The sequence below is a fragment of the Peribacillus sp. ACCC06369 genome, from assembly GCF_030348945.1.
In the GTDB taxonomy this organism is placed as follows: Bacteria; Bacillota; Bacilli; order Bacillales; family DSM-1321; genus Peribacillus.
The window spans coordinates 619,131-636,329 of the sequence record NZ_JAUCEN010000002.1 but is presented as its reverse complement, the minus strand read 5'-3'; the positions used below and the strand labels follow the sequence as shown (position 1 = coordinate 636,329).

Here is a 17,199-nt window from a genome sequence, read left to right as displayed (position 1 = left end):
GTTCCTAATCCCTTATTGACGTAATGCCCCTGTGACTTGAGGAAGAACTTGAAATATGCTCAAATGCATTCCTGTAAGTTTACTCATTCTTGTGTTTAATTTTTGAATGATAACCCATTTGTCTCCAAAGCAGCCCTTAGTTTTGGTAAAGAAGCTGGTCCCATACCATGAAATTTCAATATCTCTTTTTCACTATATTTTGTTAGCTGTTGTAAAGAGGTTACCCCATTGTGTTCCAATGCTCGTCTGGCTGGTGCCGAGAGTAATGAAAGAAATCCGTCTTCAGGATTGCGTTCTTGCTCACAAACCGGGCAGGTCGGACAGTCGCTGGATTTATAGTATTTGTGTCCTTCGTCGCAAGTCCTTAAAGTTTTTTTTGAAATTGTCATTATTAATGTCTCCTTTTCTCTCAAGAAATTTCCCAGCCATACTTTCGTCAACCTGCTCCAATTCCCTTTTACCCTCGTCGGTTTAAGACCAAATTCTATTAAGAATAATTCTATTGCACAATTCATTCGTCACGAATTGTATACTCTTTTTCATTTAGCTTATATATTAACAAACAATTCATTTTAATTAAACAGCTAACCTCTGCCACGACTTTTGCATAACCTTCATTATTAGATTGAGCACCAGTTAATGAAAATACCCTGTCCGGTGCTTAAATATGTTTATATTAGTAAATTTCCGATAAAAAGAAGGGATAGTGGAACTTAATCCAATAGTTTAATTTTAATCCTTTTTTTCGTGGGACCTTTTTGTTGAATCTTCATAATGGAAAAGTCTTTAATTTCATTTGTGTTGTTAACATGGGTTCCGCCACATGCTTGCTCATCAATATCATTTATTTGAACGATTCGAATTTGGTTAAGAGAGGCTGGAAGTAAATTAATGACCGTTTTAATGAACCCTTCTTTTTGCTCTGCTTCAGTCCTGCTAATTGTTTTCGCGTAAACATTATGGGGGTGTGCCAGTATCTTCTTTATCGATTGTTCTAATGATTCAAATGGTATTTCTTCCATTATTTCAGGAGAAAAAGACAGCTCTAATCTCGCATGATCTTTTTCAATTTGACTGCTTGTAGCTAAAGCATTGTAATGTTGAAATAAATAACCTGAAATGACATGCAATAATGTGTGGTACTTCATATTCTGAAACCGCCAGGACCAGTCAATTTGCATCTCTACTGTTTGATTAATTTCCTGTAATGGACGTTCTAGTTCATGAATTATTTCACCATCTATTTTTTTGACTGTTACTATTTTATAGGTTTCATCACCTTGTTTAATAAACCCTCGGTCACAAGGCTGCCCACCGCCACCTGGATAAAAAATCGTTTGATTAAACACAACAAATCGATCTTGTATGGAAACAATATTTGCCGAACATTCTTTTAGATAACTATTCTCTAAATATAACTCTATCGAGGCCATTTTTTTCTCCTTTAGTTGCTTTGATATCCTCTACCAGCATTTCAACATGTTCTTTTTTCGTAGCCCAACTAGTACAAAATCTCACAGCACTGTGTGTAGCATCGACTTTTTCCCAGAAGGAGAATGAATACTTTTTGCCTAATTCCAAAATTACATCTTCCGGTAAAATGGGAAACTGCTGATTCGATGTAGAATCATATCGTAATGAAAATCCATTTTCAACAAACGCTTCTCGAATCATGATTGACATTTCCACGGCATGATTAGAAATTTCATAGTATAAGCCATCTTCAAATAAGGTTTCAAACTGGATTCCCAAAAGTCTTCCTTTAGCCAGTAATCCTCCCTTTTGCTTAATGAAATATCGGAAATCCTTTTTCAGGGCATCATTCATGATGACTACCGCTTCACCAAACATTGCACCAATTTTCGTCCCCCCTATATAGAACACATCACAAAGCCTTGCAATATCCGCCAAGGTTAAATCGCTGTCTATTGAAGCCAAACCATACCCTAATCTAGCGCCATCCAATACCAATGGCAAACCACATTCGCGGCAAACTTTACTTAATGCTTCCAATTCGGCTTTACTATAAGTCGTTCCATTTTCTGTAGGGTTAGAAATATAAACCAAGCCTGGCTGTACCATATGCTCATGAGTAACATCATTCCAGTGAGCATCATATAATTCTTTCACCTGTTCAGCTTCAATTTTCCCATCATCACTCGGTAAAGTAAGTATTTTATGACCAGTGGCTTCAATAGCTCCTGTTTCATGTACTGCGATATGACCGGTAATTGCAGCCACTGCACCTTGATGCGGCCGCAAAATTGAAGCGATGATAGTTGTATTCGTTTGTGTTCCTCCTACTAAAAAGTGTATATCGGCATTCGCAGCATCACACTCTTTTCGAATGTAAGCTCTCGCTTTTTCACAGTGTTCATCCACTCCATACCCGGGTGTTTGTTCTTCATTGGTTTCTATTAATCGTTTAAGAATTCGCTTATGAGCACCTTCTGTATAATCATTTTCAAAACGTATCATCCTATATCCTCCCCAAACTATCCAATTTCTTCTGAATGAACATCATAGAAGCATGGATTTCTTTTATATCATTTTGTGATAATCCTTGGAATAACCTCACTATTTGTTCATCGGATTTTTCATTAAGCTGGTTAAAAAGTGTCATCCCTTCAGGAGTCAACTGAATCAGGCTAGTTCTGTTATCCAAGGTCGAGTTTTCCTTCATAACAAGTCCATCTTTACTTAACTTGTTAATTATTCTGCTCATATAGCTGCGATCAATTTCCAGTTTATCAACTAAATTATTTGCTATACACTGCTCCATCAAACCGATTTCTAAAATTACCCGTGCCTCAGTGAAAGAATATCCGGTATCCAAAATATGCTTATCCAATACACCAAGTATATTCGTATAAAATCTATTGAATTGCCGTATATCAGCAATGGTATTTTTATTTATATTCATTGTAGACTTCCTTTTTAGTGGACTTTATCCACTAATACTTTAGTGTGATTAGTGGACTTTGTCAACTTTTTTTAAATAAACTTTGAAGGATCTATCGATACCACTAGTTTGGCCAATTTAAAAAATTCACTTTAGAGCTTGCAACACCTGCTGCAATCAAAAAAGGAGCTGCCGATAAGCAGCCCCAAACGAATTGAACTAACGCACTCTTACTTTAAGTACAATCTTTCATAAATGAAGAGAAGTTGCCAATATGACAGCTCCGTTCCGTTCTTTAATTCTTGCATCTGAGGGTTAAATAAAAATTGGGCTTATATGTGATTTTTCAATCTCTTTTCCATCAGTTCTGCCATTTGTTTCGAATTTGGATTTTCCTCATTTTGTAGCTTATCAATGATGTTAATATAATCCGTTTCAGTTCGGTTCTGACTTAATTTATATGCAGCCTGAATGTCTCCCACCTTAATCTTAAATCCAACTATGCCTTTCAGTTCACTTTCTAAGAGATGAGGAGAAAGTTTATCCCATAAAACAGGATTTTCACGATTTTCTTCATATTTTTCCAGCATTATTGTTAATTCTTCTATTAATTCATCTTTCCCTAAAATGCTTGCTTTACCATATACATGGACGGCTTGATAATTCCATGTTGGAACTTCTTCATGCCCATACCAAGAAGAAGAAATGTAAGCGTTTGATCCCTGAAACATTACAAGCACATCTTCACAGGTTTCAAATGTTCTCCACTGAGGATTTCCATAAGCCAAATGCCCAGTAATATAGTAATCATCACCTTTTTTATTTAACCCCAAAGGCAAATGAGTGGCAATCGGTTTCCCTTGTTCTGTTGTGACAATCGTGCCAAAAGAGTTTTTTTTAACAAAATCCCAAATTTCATCAACATTTTTGACTTTATAATATTTTGGAATATACATAATAATCCACCCTTCAAAAGTTATGTGAGTGTTTTGGTCATTATAAGGTCCATTTGTTCTTCATCTCCCATATAAAAGGAGTGGGCTCCAGTTTGAACAAACCCCAGTTTCTTATAAAAAGCAATAGCATTTTCGTTTTTTTCCCATACACCTAACCAGATTTTCTTTTTATTACGGTCCATCGCGATTTCAATAGCTTTATTTAGCAGATATTTACCAAGCCCATGTTTTTGAAATTTTTTCTTTATATAAACCCTCTCGATTTCAAGTGATTCAGCACCCATTTCTTCAGACTGAGCATCATCGGTATTGACCTTTAAATATCCAGCGACTTCATTATTAAAATAAACAAAATAGAATTGCGAAGAAATATTGGATAATTCATTTTCTAATTGTTTTAAGTTAAATGCCCTTTCCAAATAGGCATTCATATTTTCGGGTGAATTCTGATGCTTAAATGTCTCATTAAATGTTTCATAACTAATTAGTTGAAGTTTGCGTGAATCTTCAAGGGTACATTTTTTTATATTTAAAGTCATTTAAATATGTCACTCCTTTATATAATCAATAATTTCTCTTGTTTCCCTTTTTTACAAATTCCCAGTCTTTTTCTATATTTTTTCTTACTCTTTGAAGAAGATTGAAAATGGTTTCGATTTCTCTTTCGGAAAGTCCCTCTAATGCAACAATATTGGAATAATCATTTTCTCTTTTTATAAAAGGATAAACATTTTTCCCTTTCTCTGTAGGAGAGAGTTTTTTAATTTTTTTGTTATGTTTATCTTCTTTCTTTTCAATAAAGCCATTAATTTCAAGTTTTTTTATTGCACGAGCTGCTGTTGTTCGATCTACTTTTATCATCTCAGCTAACTTTTCTTGAATGATTCCCGGGTTTTCACATATTCGCACAAGGTACAAATACTGCCCTTTTGTAAGGTCATGCTCTTTAAATTCTATATTACTTAAAGAATCCAATGCCCTTGCAATCATTCCTATTTCTCGAAGAATTTCCTTCATAATTAACTCCTTAGTACATATTTTTGTTGCAAATGCAATAAAATAGACATATATTAAATTTAACTTAACTTTGTTGCGTTTGCAACAAAAAAATAATGATAAAGGGGTCGAGTAAAGTGAAGTATGTTTTTTATGTATTAGGAATTTTAATATTAACGCTTGGTATCTCTTTCACTATACAATCAGACCTTGGAACTTCCCCTTTTGATGCACTTTTAGTAGGACTGTCCATAAATGTGGGGCTTACTGTGGGTAGTTGGGAAATAATAATAGCATTAATATTGATATGTAGTAATTCATTTTTAAAAAGACAAAGACCAGAAGTTTTGGGGTTGTTAACAGCATTTATAACAGGTATTGGTATTGATACGTGGCTTTTTTTATTGCACAATTTGATAACACCTGAACTATGGTACAGCAAAGTTGTTTGTTTTGGAATCGGCTTAGTTCTTGTAGGATTAGGAACTGCAACATATTTACACACAAATTTTGCACCGATTCCAGTTGACCGGTTAACTTTAATCATCCAAGAATTAACTAGAACAAATATATTTTTTTCGAGAACATTCATTTACCTCGTATTCTTGATAATGGCAATGATTTTAAATGGACCAATTGGCATTGGAACTTTATTAACCGTTTGTTTAGGGGGGCTTATACTTAATTACTTTATGTCATTTACTGAAAAAGTATTAGACCGGATATTAACACACTCTAATACATCACCAAATTATGATAAAAATAAAAAGCATTCAATATAGAATGCTTCAGTTTGTAGACAAAAGGGGTTCGGAATTAAAAAATTCCGAACCCCTTTTTGAGATTCCCTTTGAATTTTTGCCTGAAGTTAGGAGATTGGGGCTCTACGAGCCCACTATGTTAGGCCATTTTTGGACCTCGCCATGTCCAATTGGCCATCTTCTTTAAATTAATGGCAGCGAAAGTAAGCATCGCCTGCATCGACAATTTTTTAAGTCCCCTTAAAGTTGTCCAACGCATACCATGCTTTTCTTTTGCATCTGCGAATACACGCTCAATCGTTTCTTTACGTTTCGCATATATAGTTTTTACATCTTGATGATGACGCAGATGATCTGCTTCTTCCACATGTGTTTGCCAAATATGCCGTGTCACCACTTTTTGATGGTCTTTGCTTTCTGTACACTGAGATAAAAATGAGCATGTCGCACAAGTGTGTTTGGGTGATTTATACTCGCGATAGCCCTCTTTATTGGTTGTTGAGTACTTTAATAGCTCTCCCGAAGGACAAAGGTAACAATCAAAATGTTCATCGTATACATAGTCCTGTTTGCGGAAAAATCCTTCTTTGGTGCGAGGACGTGTATAAGGTAAAGCCGGTATGATTTCTTTGTTAAATAGGTAGCTTGTAATCGCTGGTGTTTTATAAGCTGCATCTGCGGCAACGGCTTCCGGTTTTCCAACTTTCTCAATCACTTGTTCAACTAGTGGCTCTAAGATCTGACTGTCATGTATATTTCCAGGTGTTACAATCGTTCCCAATACAAAACCGTTGCGGTCTGCGGCCGCATGGAATGAATAGGCAAACTGTTTTGTTCGTTCATCTTTCACATAGTAGCCACTCTCAGAATCCGTTGTACTTTCTTTAATCTCTTTGGTCTCTTCTTTATCAAATTTATCTGATGGAAAAGGCTTCTTTCCATGTTTTTCACGATCTTGATTGATTTCTTCTTGAAGACGCCCTTGATACGCTCGTGTTTCTTTACGAACGATTTTCTTTTCAAATTTCCTTTTATTCGCACTGGCTTTCACATGTGTGGAATCCACGAAAACGTGTTCAGCACTTATTAACTTTTTATTAGCAGCTGTCATTAAAATGCGATAGAAAATCTGTTCAAACAGGTCTGTATCTTTAAAGCGTCGCTCATAATTTTTCCCGAACGTAGAGAAATGAGGTACTTTATCATGGAAACCATAGCCTAAGAACCAACGGTAAGCCATATTGGTTTCAACTTCTTCAATCGTTTTACGCATGGAACGAATACCGAAGGTATATTGAATGAATGTCAGTTTAACTAAAATAACTGGATCAATACTTGGGCGTCCTACCTCTGAATACATCTCTTTCACCAAGTCATAAATGAAAGTGAAGTCAATGGCAGCCTCCATTTTACGAACCAAATGGTTCAGTGGCACCAGTTGATCTAACGTAATCATTTCAAGTTGATCTCGCTGAATAGAATCATGTTTAGAAAGCATCCTCATCACCTCAAGTTTTAATACTTCTATTTTAAAACAAAAATGACTCCAGGCAAAAGTGTTTATCTAAAAGGTAAGACAAAGTTGATTGGAACGGAAGGTACGAGACTCCTGCGGGAAAAGCGCGTCTAGGGGAGACCCCGCAGGCGAAAGCCGAGGAGGCTCCCCGACCGCCCGCGGAAAGCGAGTGCCTGGAGTGGAAAATCAACGGCCAAATTGTACAACTCATAAAAAATAGACAAACTCGATTTTCATCGAGTTTGTCTACAGTCTGAAGCATTCAATATAGAATGCTTTTTATTTTTATTGTTCAACTATCCTGCCCCATTTTAGCACCATAGAAAAAGAGCTGCCGCAGCAACTCTCTTGATGTAAGGACCCGTTACTTAAAAAGCGCTTTGTTTCTTACTTTTTCGGTCAATTGTCTTAATTTTTTTAATGAAATAATAATGTTTGTAGAGGGCGAGCACTACCAATAAGATTTTCACTAATAGGATGTCCACATAAAATACAGAAATTACGATGAAGAAGTCGGCAATTAAATTGATTCTGATTTTCTCTTTTCGAGTCATACCTTTTTTTTGCAGGAATGCTTCAACGTATTTTTCATATAATGAGGTGCTTTTGAACCAGTTTTCAATCGACTTGGAACTTTTAGCAAAACAAAAAGCAGCAAATAAGTAAAACGGACCGCCCGGCAGAACAGGTAACACAGTCCCTGCAATACCAATCACAAGAGATATGGATCCAAGAAGAAAAAATAGGATACTTTTTACCTTTTTAATTGTAATCACCTTTTTATTTATATTCTATTCCCTTATAACGTAAAGAGGAAGTCTAATTGATTCAACATCATTGATTAGTAACTTCCCTTTTTCTTCTTGAATTAACCTGCCCCGTTATTTGCATAAAGAAAGAGCTGACTTTAAAACAGCTCCGATAGTTTAATAATCTCATTTAAATTCGGAAGGATTGAACCAAACATTCTTCATCATCGACAATTTTCTTTTTTTCTTCAAACTCTATATTCAGCGCACTAAAAACCCTTCTCCAAAATATAACAGCAGGAATATTCTTAGCTAATTCAACAATATAGTAACTACCCTTTTTTTGTTTAAACAATTCCTTTAATAATGAAATTGCAATACCTTTTCTTCTATATTTTTTCAACATAAAAATATCATTAATACTGTAATCAAAGTCCTTTTTTAAAAATGGCCTTTCTAAAAGTAATAAAAACCCTACAATTGTCTTATCTTTTTTTAAATAATATGGTGTTAACCCTTCTTCCTTCCAAATTAATTCAAATGAATCAAATTCAAATGAACCATCTGTTGATATGTCTAAACCATCGGTATACTCTGAAAGGTCATGTAAATAAAGGGAATATAAATTCTGAAGAATATGCTTTTCATCATTGGAAATGGGGTTTAATGAAACAGTCATTGTTATACCTCCTTTACAATTAATTGAATTCTCACTTAATTTATTTCTACATGAATTTCATTTGTCCTTCTTAACTAACTCCCCGATAGTTTCATAAAGAAAAAGCTGCCTTAAAGACAGCTCTGATCAATAACTATTAGACTACTTAATCTTGTTCATCAAGTTCAATAAAATAATGATCCTTACGATATGACACTGCCTCCATGGTTGCTATCAGGTTTTGCTCATGCAAAACGTCTATTCGATAAAATCCTGTCCGATAGTTTCGTTTAACTTCCGTTGCACGGGCTACTATCTTATCTCCGGGTTTAGCTGATTCAATAAACTGGATTGTTGTCGAGAGTCCTAAGGATGTTTTTCCATATGCATTACAGGCTACCGAAAAAGCATGATCTGCTAAAGCATAAATAACTGCCCCGTGTACAGTTCCATATGCATTTACCATATGGCTTTGCACTTCTAATGTTGCTTCTGCAGAACCTGCCTCGAATTTTGTTAACTGAATGCCTAAAGACTGAGCATACGGATCGTTTTTTACTTGCTCATGAATTTGTTCATAGTGTTTTTCATAAATTTGATACTCATCAATTTTCTTTTTCACTATTACCTGCCCCTTTGATTGAATATTTTACTCCCCCACCATTGAAATAAGAAATGGAAATACGAGATGGAACAAGTCAGTACCAATATAATTTTCAAAAAACCAATTGAACCAACATCATGTAGACAATCGTTCCCCCTGCTATGGAAAGGAGCATCATTTTCTTCCAAAAGTGAAGCAGAGCAACTATAGCCACCGCAATAAATTCAGGGATGCCGTGACTTCCGGATTGTATGCTCACATCCTTTAAACAATAAATGACCAAAAGCCCAATTACCGCGGATGGCAGTATTTTACCGAGATACTGAACATACTTCGGTGTGGGTTTACCGGATGGGAAAACGATGAATGGAAGAAACCTTGTAAGCATTGTGCCTAAAACAACCATCGCAATTGTAATGATTTGCTGTGTTAAATCCATTGTCATATGGCCTTGACCTCAACTTTCTCTAATGGCTTTCTAAGTAAGGTGAGTACCCCTAAAATTGCAAACATAGCAGGGATGATGAAATTGTTTCCACCAAAAATAATAAGGCAGACAGCTGACAGCCCAAGCCCTGCGAGAGCACTATGATGGTTTTTCTCTTTCATCCATTGTTCAATGAAAATGACAACAAAGAGAGCCGTCATAACAAAATCGAGTCCTTCTGTGTTGAACTTAACAAGTGATCCAAAGATGCCACCTATCGCTGCTCCTATGACCCAATAGACATGATTAAGCAGTGTTACAAATGTCATAAACCAGCCCTTGTCTACATTCTGCGGAACATCAACCGTACAATTGATGGAAAAAGACTCATCGCAAAGCCCATAAATCAGATACAGCTTTTTCTTCCCGGTCCCTCTATACTTATCAAGCATGGAAATGCCATAAAACAAATGTCGTGCATTCACCATTAAAGTTAGAAAAAGGGCGTTAATCGGATTGAATGCGACAAGCAATAAATTGGCTGCAATAAACTCCATTGATCCTGCAAATATTGTTAGACTCATCAAGATTGGATAAATCGCACTGAAACCTAATGAATTCATATAGATTCCATAAGCTATTCCCAAAAATAGAAACCCTGCAAAAATGGGGACTGTATATGGAAAAGCCGAACGAAATGCCATCCATATTTGTTTTCTTTTTTTCATATGATCCACATCCTGAACTACTGATTTGATACTAAATTTAACATACAAAATCCATACAAAAAATAAGATAATTGTATGGATTACAATTATCTTCAAATTAATAAAAGCCCCTATTTTGATGAAATGGAGGCTTTATTTGTTCTACTTCTTCTTTATGCAATATGGACTCTTCTAGATTCACATATTTCAAACCATACATTTTATCATTATAATTCCGTACAATAATGATATTATTGTATGGAATACGATAGTAGAGGTGCAGTATGCCAGTAAATTCATTTGACAATTATCCAATGTCTTGGAAACCTGATAAGAAAGCATTAAAGCGTCCTTTTTATAAATCTCTTGCATCATTACTTGAACAAGATATAACAAATGGTTTTTTAGCACCTGGAACAAAGTTACCTCCGCAACGAGAATTGGCAGATTTTCTTGACTTAAACTTTACCACTATTACCCGTGCCTATAAAGTCTGCGAGGTAAAAGGGCTGATTTATGCAGTCACCGGAAGTGGAACCTTTGTCGCTCCTAACGCTGCTCGTTCAATTACCATTTCCAATGATAAAATCACAAACATTATTGATTTTGGTTTAGTAGCCTCTTTTGAGCAAACGAATGGTATTGTAACAGAGGTTATCCAAAAGGTTGTGGATAAAAAATATTTGGAGCAGCTACTGAATTACAATGATCCGACCGGTATTCCACATCAAAAGACTGCAGGGCTAAACTGGATGAAATCTTTCGGTATTCAAGTAGACCAAGAACATATAGCGATTGTTTCCGGCGCACAAAATGCGTTGGCAATTGCTTTGACTGCGTTGTTTGAGCCTGGTAATCGCATTGCAACCGACTTATACACTTATTCAAACTTTATCGAGTTGGCAAAGATGTTACATATTCAGTTAGTACCCATTCCCGGAGACCAGTTTGGGATGCTGGCAGACGAACTTGAAAAGCAGTGTTGCCAAACAAATATTCACGGCGTTTTTCTGATGCCCTCTTGTAACAATCCAACCACAGTCATGATTTCAGATTTTAGAAAGCAAGAATTAGCTGCGGTCATCCGTAAGCATCGTTTAATTTTGATTGAGGATGATATTCACGCATTTTTGTCGGCTGGTATTATCTCCGATTACCAGCAGCCGATGTTCCATTTGCTTCCGGAACAAAGCGTTTATATTTGTGGCACCTCTAAGTCAATATGTTCTGGATTAAGAGTTGCCTATATGGTCTATGGGGATGCCTTACGCGAGAAAATTTTGCAGGCCATTTTTAACATCAATGTAAAAACCTCTTCTTTTGATGCTGAGGTTATCACAGAGCTTATCCTATCAGGAAAGGCTCATGAAATTGTTTCTCAAAAGAAACAGCTTGCACAAACTGCAAATGATATTTTTTCAGAGTATTTTCCTATAAGAAAGAATGTTGGACATCCTCATAGTTTTTATCGTTGGCTTCCTATTCAAGGGCCTAACGATGCGTTACAGCTGGAAACGGATTTGAAAAGGCACGGCATTCGGGTTTTTCATTCTGATCGTTTTCTAAGCGGGCAGACCACGCCCGATCAGTACTTGCGTATTGCACTTTCTTCTACAAACTCATTTGATGAGTTAAAAATAGGATTAGAAATATTAAAACAGTATCTCGACTGATTCAAAAATTCAATAAATCTTGTAAACCAGTGCATCAGTTTATAGCCGACACCAATATCCTGAAGGTGTCGGCTCTTCAATTATAAAAAATTGTCCTGAACTTAATAATCCTTTTTAAGATGATTTTATGAACCATTCTGCCCCGTTAGCTCCATAAGAAAGCCACCTTCCTTTTTAAAGCTTAATGAAGGAAGAAAATTAATTGTAACAACGTATTATTCATCAACCTTTTTTGTCTTAGTATCAATTAAAATCCCATAAGAATCTTCAAATAACGGACCTATAACTGGTTGTCTTAATAAATATATGTTTTTGAAATTTTCCTCTAATAGATATGAGGGCAATAAATGGTCATATTTAATTACTCTTAATCATAAGGAACAAGGAGAACTTTTATTAAGGGGTGGTCTTTATGCGGATAAATTACAGAAGATGGACAGAGTATCCTTATACAGGGGAGAGTATCCCACCTAAAGGTTCTCCAGAGGCAGGATTTTGGCCGATGTTTTTTATTTCAAGGGGAAGAGATAATGTTTTCCTAGACCCTTTTCATCAACGTATTAATTGGAGAATTAAAAATCCTGAAGGTATTGATTGGGAAACTGAGTTATTGATTGTAGAGCAGACATTAAATTCATTGACTCCTCAGAAAATACAAATCGCCCAATATTGGGGAACAGGTGAATTAACCGAGAAAATCAACACCATACTTTTCAGTTTAGCTGGAAAGTATAAGCTGGGATCACCGAATGTTGCCAGGGTGCTAGGATATTTAAACGCTGCTTTAAATGATACATTTGTTATAACCTGGTTTTTTAAATATCATTGGGATGTTGCGCGTCCAAATCAATATGACAGAAATCTTACTACTGTGTTGATTACCCCTCGTTTTCCAGCTTATCCTTCTGCACATGCTACTGTGGCGGGATCTGCAGAGGTAATATTATGTTATATTTTCCCTCGAGAGTCATCCGAAATAAAAAAAGTAATGGAAGAAAGTGCCCAATCCCGTTTGTACGCTGGCGTACATTTTAACGTAGATAACAATGAAGGCTTAAGTTTAGGCAGACAAATTGGAGAGGTAGTTGTAAGTTTATTAAGGACACAAAATCTAAACACGCTTCAATAATATTTAAATGGTTCAGGTAAAGCTAACCTGAACCATTTAACGACAACTTCGAACTTAAGCTACTGCACCTTGAATGGCTAATCAAGTAATAACTCGGACTTAAACACGATTACAGCATTTCCCGCAATTCTTACTTCCTCTGGCTCCTGATTACAAATTTTCACTTGAACATCAATGATACCCGCCCGTTTTATAGCTTCGCCCTGCACTGCTTTAAAACTGAATAAAGAATTATCATGTTTGACAAGTCCATGGTGTATTAAATATGCGCCTAAAGGACCGTTCGCATTACCCGTAACAGGGTCTTCGTTAATACCAATTGCAGGAGCAAACATTCTTCCATGAATTAAAATTTCCGAGTCGGGAGCATTCATCGTAAAAACATAGAAACCATTGCAATTAATTAATCCACTGACTTTTGTAAGTAGATCCATATTAGGGTTTAATTGGTGAAGAAGTTCCGAACTCTTAATTCCAATCATCACCTTGGAATGCCCGGTAGAAACGATTTGTACTGGACAATCTTCTAATAAATCATTTTCACTAATATTGAGAGCCGTTAATATGTTTTCCAAAGCTACACCATCAATCACCGTTTCAAAACTAATACTACCCTGCGTCATTATAATTTTGTAATCATTATCTTCATTAATCACATCGACTGGTAAAATGCCGGCACCGGTTTTATGATAAACTTTAACTGTATTTATACTATTTTCAACTGCACGAGCATAGTGGGCCGCAATCGTCGCATGTCCACAGATGGGAACCTCATGTGTAGGTGTAAAAAAACGAATCTGTACATCATATTCACTATTGTCTGATTTAAAGATAAATGCCGTTTCCGAATTGTTAAGCTCTCTTGCAATCCTCTGCATCTCACCCGAAGATAATCCATCTGCATTTGTTATTACACCAGCCGGATTACCTGATAATTTTTCTTTCGTAAATGAATCAATTTGATATAATCGGTATTTTCTTGCCATGTCATTTCCCACCTTTAATATCTTCAAATTCTTGTCCTTTCACTATCTTTAATTCTTATTATAGTAAAAGTTCCCCCGTTGCTTCTATAAAGTGCTTGATGGAGTTAAAACATGCAGCAACAATTACATCGGAATGTACCCTTTTGTCATAAAACAAATATCAAAATAGGAAAAAAACTGAAGACCATAACTAAATAAAGCTACGAATCTGTTTGTTTGATAAATAACCAAACAAATCAAATTGGGTTAAGGACTAATTAATCCATTAGAAAAGGGCTGCCGCAGCAACCCTCATTTTTTACTTGGATTTTCTTATCAATGCAACAAAACAAACTTCGCTTAGAAAAATCAAAAGTGAATTATAGGTTAATCACTTTATCTTCCGTCTGAGTATCTGTCTGAGTATCAGCTTGTCCACGTTTACCTATTCCAAAAGCGAAATAACTAATTACAACGATACCTAGAAATCCTATTCCTACCATAAGCGACATCCGTGTGTCATCATTAAACCACATGCCGATTAACACCATAATCAAGAAAGCGATGGTCAGGTAGTTTGTAACAGGTGCAAATGGCATTTTGAATGGATGATTGTCCATCTCGGCTTTTTTTACTTTTCTGAATTTAATTTGGCTGATCAGAATGACAAACCACGGAATCATACCAGGAAGTACACTCGCACTGTATACATGCACGAATAAATTTTCTGGTGCAATATAACTCAAAACAACGCCAATCGCTAACCCGACTATCACTCCGAACGTACCGAATAATGGGACACCACTATTAGATACTTTCGCAAAGAATTTTGGCGCTTGTCCATTCATACCTAATGTATAAAGCATACGGCCTGCACTGTAAATACCACTATTGCAGCCAGACATAGCAGCCGTGATTACGACAAAATTAATAATTCCAGCTGCTGCTGTAATACCAACTTTCGCAAAAGTCGCAACAAATGGGCTGCCGATCGCGCTTAATTGATCCCAAGGGTAAACGGTTACAATAATGAAAATCGCACCGATATAGAAGATTAAGATACGCCAAATGGTACTTTGAATCGCTTTGGTTATCGTTTCTTGCGGATTTTTTGCTTCACCCGCTGTAATCCCAATTAGTTCTACACCTTGATAAGCTGCAACGACTAATGAAAGAGCAAAGAAGAACCCTTTCCAACCGCCCGTAAACCATCCACCATGTTCCCAAAGATTCGATAACCCTAATGCTTCTCCTCCGTTACCGATGCCAAAGAAAATAAGTCCAAATCCTGCAACGATCATTAATATAATCGTTATGATTTTAATCAGTGCAAACCAAAATTCAATTTCACCAAAGGATTTAACTGAAATTAAGTTCGCTGCTCCAAGAATCACCATTGCGATTAAACCTGGTATCCACGCAGGAAGATCAGGGAACCAATACTGCATGTATGTCCCAACTGCAATTATTTCAGCCATCCCGACAATAACCCACTGGAACCAGTTACTCCATGCAGTCATATACCCTGCCAATGGATGAATGTACTTATAGCCAAATGTTGCAAACGAGCCTGTACTTGGTTCTAAATACAACATTTCCCCCATTGCACGCATAATTAAAAATATAAATAACCCTGAGATTGCATAAGCTAACATTACAGAAGGACCTGTCCATTGAATCGTGCTGGCTGAACCCATGAATAAACCAACACCAATCGTACCGCCCAAAGCGATCATCTGAATATGACGGCCTTTTAACTCCCTATTCAAATCTTTGTTTGCCATTCCATTTCCCCCTACACTACTAATAGTCGATTCTGATGCAAGATGTTTATTGCTCTCCCTATTTAGTACAGAAATGATATAGCAGGCTCCACTTTTCACTATCATAAAGCTGCCCCATAAAATCATTCTTCACTTCTAATTTAAGCAATCCTGACAGTTAATAAGATTCTTAAAAATTATAACGTAATTCCAGATCGTGGATTTCAAGTTAATGCTGTATCAAGTATCATAAGAACTTTGAACCAAGCATTTAACCTAATCACCCACTCGCATGGAAAGCGCTTACTTTTTATTGGTTTTAAAAGTGAAATCCTTAAACGTTATCTGAATATAGTAACTCGAATAAAAGAGTATTACAACTCTTTTATTCGGCTACTAGCAGATATATTTATGCTGTTACTAAAAGTGACCTTAATTTCAGCTTCACCAACATATCATTCGTCATTTTTTCCAAATCATATTCCGCCTTAAATCCCCACTCTTCTTTTGCACAGGTTGAATCTATTGTATTTGGCCAACTATCGGCAATGGATTGTCTTACTGGATCTACGTCATAATTCATGACAAATTCCGGAATATGCCTTTTTATCTCGGCTGCAATTTGCTCCGGATCAAAGCTCATTGCAGACACATTGAAAGAATTCCGATGTTTTAATTTTGAGGCATCGGCCTCCATTAGGTTAATGATGGCAGCTAATGCGTCAGGCATATACATCATATCCATATACGTTCCCTTATCAATGTAAGAAGTATATCGCTTGTTTTTAATCGATTCGTAGTAAATTTCAACTGCATAATCGGTTGTTCCCCCGCCGGGAGGTGTAACATATGAAATCAATCCCGGGAATCGAAGACCCCTCGTATCAACCCCAAATTTATGATGGTAATAATCACATAATAACTCCCCTGATACCTTATTAACTCCGTACATCGTATTCGGTCTTTGAATGATGTCTTGCGGTGTACAATCCTTAGGTGTGCTTGGACCAAACGCACCAATTGAACTCGGTGTAAATAATTGGCAATCAAGTTCCCGTGCCGATTCCAAAGCATTGACCAATCCGCCCATGTTTAAATGCCAAGCTAATAGAGGCTTCTTTTCAGCTGTTGCTGACAATAAAGCAGCTAAATGTATGATCGTATCCACTTCATGTTTTTTTGCCATATTAAACATCGCTTTTTCATCTGTAACATCTAAAGTCTCGAATGGACCTGATTGGACAACATCGCTGTCCGTTTTCCGAATATCTGTTGCAATGATATTATCAGATCCATAAATCTCTCTCATTTTCAGCGTAAGTTCTGAACCTATTTGACCTAAAGCCCCCGTTACCAAGACCTTTTTCATCAAAATCCCTCCCCTTTTTCTCTC

Annotated in this window: 19 protein-coding genes; 3 read left to right on the top strand and 16 right to left on the bottom strand. The window is 36.4% G+C overall.

Going from position 1 to position 17,199, the window contains the following annotated elements:
• Nucleotides 1–95 precede the first annotated feature (95 nt).
• From QUF78_RS03850 to QUF78_RS03820, 7 genes are all read right to left on the bottom strand, one after another.
• Nucleotides 96–389 carry an RNA polymerase alpha subunit C-terminal domain-containing protein gene (locus QUF78_RS03850; RefSeq protein ID WP_289323643.1) on the bottom strand — a complete coding sequence of 98 codons (294 nt, stop codon included), beginning with the start codon at nucleotides 387–389 and terminating at the stop codon, nucleotides 96–98.
• 324 nt (nucleotides 390–713) lie between these two features.
• Nucleotides 714–1,433 carry an alanyl-tRNA editing protein gene (locus QUF78_RS03845; RefSeq protein ID WP_289323642.1) on the bottom strand — a complete coding sequence of 240 codons (720 nt, stop codon included), beginning with the start codon at nucleotides 1,431–1,433 and terminating at the stop codon, nucleotides 714–716.
• Nucleotides 1,402–2,478 (bottom strand): threonine aldolase family protein, encoded by a 1,077-nt coding sequence (locus QUF78_RS03840; RefSeq protein WP_289323641.1) that lies wholly within the window; start codon nucleotides 2,476–2,478, stop codon nucleotides 1,402–1,404. The genes QUF78_RS03845 and QUF78_RS03840 overlap by 32 nt, the downstream gene beginning before the upstream one ends.
• Nucleotide 2,479: 1 nt before the next feature.
• Nucleotides 2,480–2,923: a MarR family winged helix-turn-helix transcriptional regulator gene (locus tag QUF78_RS03835; protein WP_289323640.1), complete on the bottom strand. Its 444-nt coding sequence runs from the start codon at nucleotides 2,921–2,923 to the stop codon at nucleotides 2,480–2,482.
• A gap of 311 nt (nucleotides 2,924–3,234) precedes the next feature.
• The gene (locus QUF78_RS03830) at nucleotides 3,235–3,858 is read right to left on the bottom strand and encodes an FMN-binding negative transcriptional regulator (RefSeq protein WP_289323639.1); all 624 of its coding nucleotides are present in this window, start codon (nucleotides 3,856–3,858) and stop codon (nucleotides 3,235–3,237) included.
• 20 nt (nucleotides 3,859–3,878) lie between these two features.
• Complete coding sequence (gene paiA, locus QUF78_RS03825; RefSeq protein ID WP_289323638.1) at nucleotides 3,879–4,397, bottom strand: spermidine/spermine N(1)-acetyltransferase; 519 nt, start codon at nucleotides 4,395–4,397, stop codon at nucleotides 3,879–3,881.
• A 25-nt stretch (nucleotides 4,398–4,422) separates the two neighbouring features.
• Nucleotides 4,423–4,875: a MarR family winged helix-turn-helix transcriptional regulator gene (locus QUF78_RS03820; RefSeq protein ID WP_289323637.1), complete on the bottom strand. Its 453-nt coding sequence runs from the start codon at nucleotides 4,873–4,875 to the stop codon at nucleotides 4,423–4,425.
• Between the two features lie 116 nt (nucleotides 4,876–4,991).
• On the opposite strand from QUF78_RS03820, the gene QUF78_RS03815 reads away from it, so the two are divergent.
• Nucleotides 4,992–5,636 carry a YczE/YyaS/YitT family protein gene (locus QUF78_RS03815; protein WP_289323636.1) on the top strand — a complete coding sequence of 215 codons (645 nt, stop codon included), beginning with the start codon at nucleotides 4,992–4,994 and terminating at the stop codon, nucleotides 5,634–5,636.
• Between the two features lie 118 nt (nucleotides 5,637–5,754).
• On the opposite strand, the gene QUF78_RS03810 is transcribed toward QUF78_RS03815, so the two are convergent.
• The 6 genes from QUF78_RS03810 to azlC form a co-directional block, all read right to left on the bottom strand.
• Nucleotides 5,755–7,113, bottom strand: a complete 1,359-nt coding sequence (locus QUF78_RS03810) for an IS1182 family transposase (RefSeq protein WP_289323635.1) — start codon at nucleotides 7,111–7,113, stop codon at nucleotides 5,755–5,757.
• 386 nt (nucleotides 7,114–7,499) lie between these two features.
• Nucleotides 7,500–7,907: a YbaN family protein gene (locus tag QUF78_RS03805; protein WP_289323634.1), complete on the bottom strand. Its 408-nt coding sequence runs from the start codon at nucleotides 7,905–7,907 to the stop codon at nucleotides 7,500–7,502.
• Nucleotides 7,908–8,070: 163 nt separating this feature from the next.
• Entirely contained in the window at nucleotides 8,071–8,559 is a 489-nt protein-coding gene (locus QUF78_RS03800) for a GNAT family N-acetyltransferase (RefSeq protein WP_289323633.1), read from the bottom strand.
• A 145-nt stretch (nucleotides 8,560–8,704) separates the two neighbouring features.
• Nucleotides 8,705–9,160 carry a PaaI family thioesterase gene (locus QUF78_RS03795; RefSeq protein WP_289323632.1) on the bottom strand — a complete coding sequence of 152 codons (456 nt, stop codon included), beginning with the start codon at nucleotides 9,158–9,160 and terminating at the stop codon, nucleotides 8,705–8,707.
• 94 nt (nucleotides 9,161–9,254) lie between these two features.
• The gene (locus tag QUF78_RS03790) at nucleotides 9,255–9,587 is read right to left on the bottom strand and encodes a branched-chain amino acid transporter permease (protein WP_289323631.1); all 333 of its coding nucleotides are present in this window, start codon (nucleotides 9,585–9,587) and stop codon (nucleotides 9,255–9,257) included.
• Nucleotides 9,584–10,297 carry an azaleucine resistance protein AzlC gene (gene azlC / locus QUF78_RS03785; RefSeq protein ID WP_289323630.1) on the bottom strand — a complete coding sequence of 238 codons (714 nt, stop codon included), beginning with the start codon at nucleotides 10,295–10,297 and terminating at the stop codon, nucleotides 9,584–9,586. The genes QUF78_RS03790 and azlC overlap by 4 nt, the downstream gene beginning before the upstream one ends.
• A 263-nt stretch (nucleotides 10,298–10,560) precedes the next feature.
• On the opposite strand from azlC, the gene QUF78_RS03780 reads away from it, so the two are divergent.
• Together QUF78_RS03780 and QUF78_RS03775 are read left to right on the top strand one after the other, a co-directional pair.
• Nucleotides 10,561–11,949 carry an aminotransferase-like domain-containing protein gene (locus QUF78_RS03780; protein ID WP_289323629.1) on the top strand — a complete coding sequence of 463 codons (1,389 nt, stop codon included), beginning with the start codon at nucleotides 10,561–10,563 and terminating at the stop codon, nucleotides 11,947–11,949.
• A 412-nt stretch (nucleotides 11,950–12,361) separates the two neighbouring features.
• Nucleotides 12,362–13,078, top strand: coding sequence for a vanadium-dependent haloperoxidase (locus QUF78_RS03775; RefSeq protein WP_289323628.1), 717 nt, complete (start codon nucleotides 12,362–12,364; stop codon nucleotides 13,076–13,078).
• Nucleotides 13,079–13,155: 77 nt separating this feature from the next.
• Here the strand turns inward: QUF78_RS03775 and QUF78_RS03770 are convergent, their stop codons facing one another.
• The 3 genes from QUF78_RS03770 to QUF78_RS03760 form a co-directional block, all read right to left on the bottom strand.
• Nucleotides 13,156–14,064: a PhzF family isomerase gene (locus QUF78_RS03770; protein ID WP_289323627.1), complete on the bottom strand. Its 909-nt coding sequence runs from the start codon at nucleotides 14,062–14,064 to the stop codon at nucleotides 13,156–13,158.
• Nucleotides 14,065–14,423: 359 nt separating this feature from the next.
• Entirely contained in the window at nucleotides 14,424–15,827 is a 1,404-nt protein-coding gene (locus QUF78_RS03765) for an amino acid permease (protein WP_289323626.1), read from the bottom strand.
• Between the two features lie 388 nt (nucleotides 15,828–16,215).
• Entirely contained in the window at nucleotides 16,216–17,175 is a 960-nt protein-coding gene (locus QUF78_RS03760; protein ID WP_289323625.1) for an L-threonine 3-dehydrogenase, read from the bottom strand.
• Nucleotides 17,176–17,199 lie beyond the last annotated feature (24 nt).

Bases quoted from the DNA above. Each gene is read 5' to 3' on its own strand.
- QUF78_RS03840 (WP_289323641.1), bottom strand. From the start codon at position 2,478: ATGATACGTTTTGAAAATGATTATACAGAAGGTGCTCATAAGCGAATT.
- QUF78_RS03810 (WP_289323635.1), bottom strand. From the start codon at position 7,113: ATGCTTTCTAAACATGATTCTATTCAGCGAGATCAACTTGAAATGATT.
- QUF78_RS03835 (WP_289323640.1), bottom strand. From the start codon at position 2,923: ATGAATATAAATAAAAATACCATTGCTGATATACGGCAATTCAATAGA.
- QUF78_RS03775 (WP_289323628.1), top strand. From the start codon at position 12,362: ATGCGGATAAATTACAGAAGATGGACAGAGTATCCTTATACAGGGGAG.
- paiA (WP_289323638.1), bottom strand. From the start codon at position 4,397: ATGACTTTAAATATAAAAAAATGTACCCTTGAAGATTCACGCAAACTT.
- QUF78_RS03800 (WP_289323633.1), bottom strand. From the start codon at position 8,559: ATGACTGTTTCATTAAACCCCATTTCCAATGATGAAAAGCATATTCTT.
- QUF78_RS03830 (WP_289323639.1), bottom strand. From the start codon at position 3,858: ATGTATATTCCAAAATATTATAAAGTCAAAAATGTTGATGAAATTTGG.
- QUF78_RS03845 (WP_289323642.1), bottom strand. From the start codon at position 1,433: ATGGCCTCGATAGAGTTATATTTAGAGAATAGTTATCTAAAAGAATGT.
- QUF78_RS03790 (WP_289323631.1), bottom strand. From the start codon at position 9,587: ATGACAATGGATTTAACACAGCAAATCATTACAATTGCGATGGTTGTT.
- QUF78_RS03820 (WP_289323637.1), bottom strand. From the start codon at position 4,875: ATGAAGGAAATTCTTCGAGAAATAGGAATGATTGCAAGGGCATTGGAT.
- QUF78_RS03850 (WP_289323643.1), bottom strand. From the start codon at position 389: ATGACAATTTCAAAAAAAACTTTAAGGACTTGCGACGAAGGACACAAA.
- QUF78_RS03770 (WP_289323627.1), bottom strand. From the start codon at position 14,064: ATGGCAAGAAAATACCGATTATATCAAATTGATTCATTTACGAAAGAA.
- QUF78_RS03780 (WP_289323629.1), top strand. From the start codon at position 10,561: ATGCCAGTAAATTCATTTGACAATTATCCAATGTCTTGGAAACCTGAT.
- QUF78_RS03760 (WP_289323625.1), bottom strand. From the start codon at position 17,175: ATGAAAAAGGTCTTGGTAACGGGGGCTTTAGGTCAAATAGGTTCAGAA.
- QUF78_RS03765 (WP_289323626.1), bottom strand. From the start codon at position 15,827: ATGGCAAACAAAGATTTGAATAGGGAGTTAAAAGGCCGTCATATTCAG.
- azlC (WP_289323630.1), bottom strand. From the start codon at position 10,297: ATGAAAAAAAGAAAACAAATATGGATGGCATTTCGTTCGGCTTTTCCA.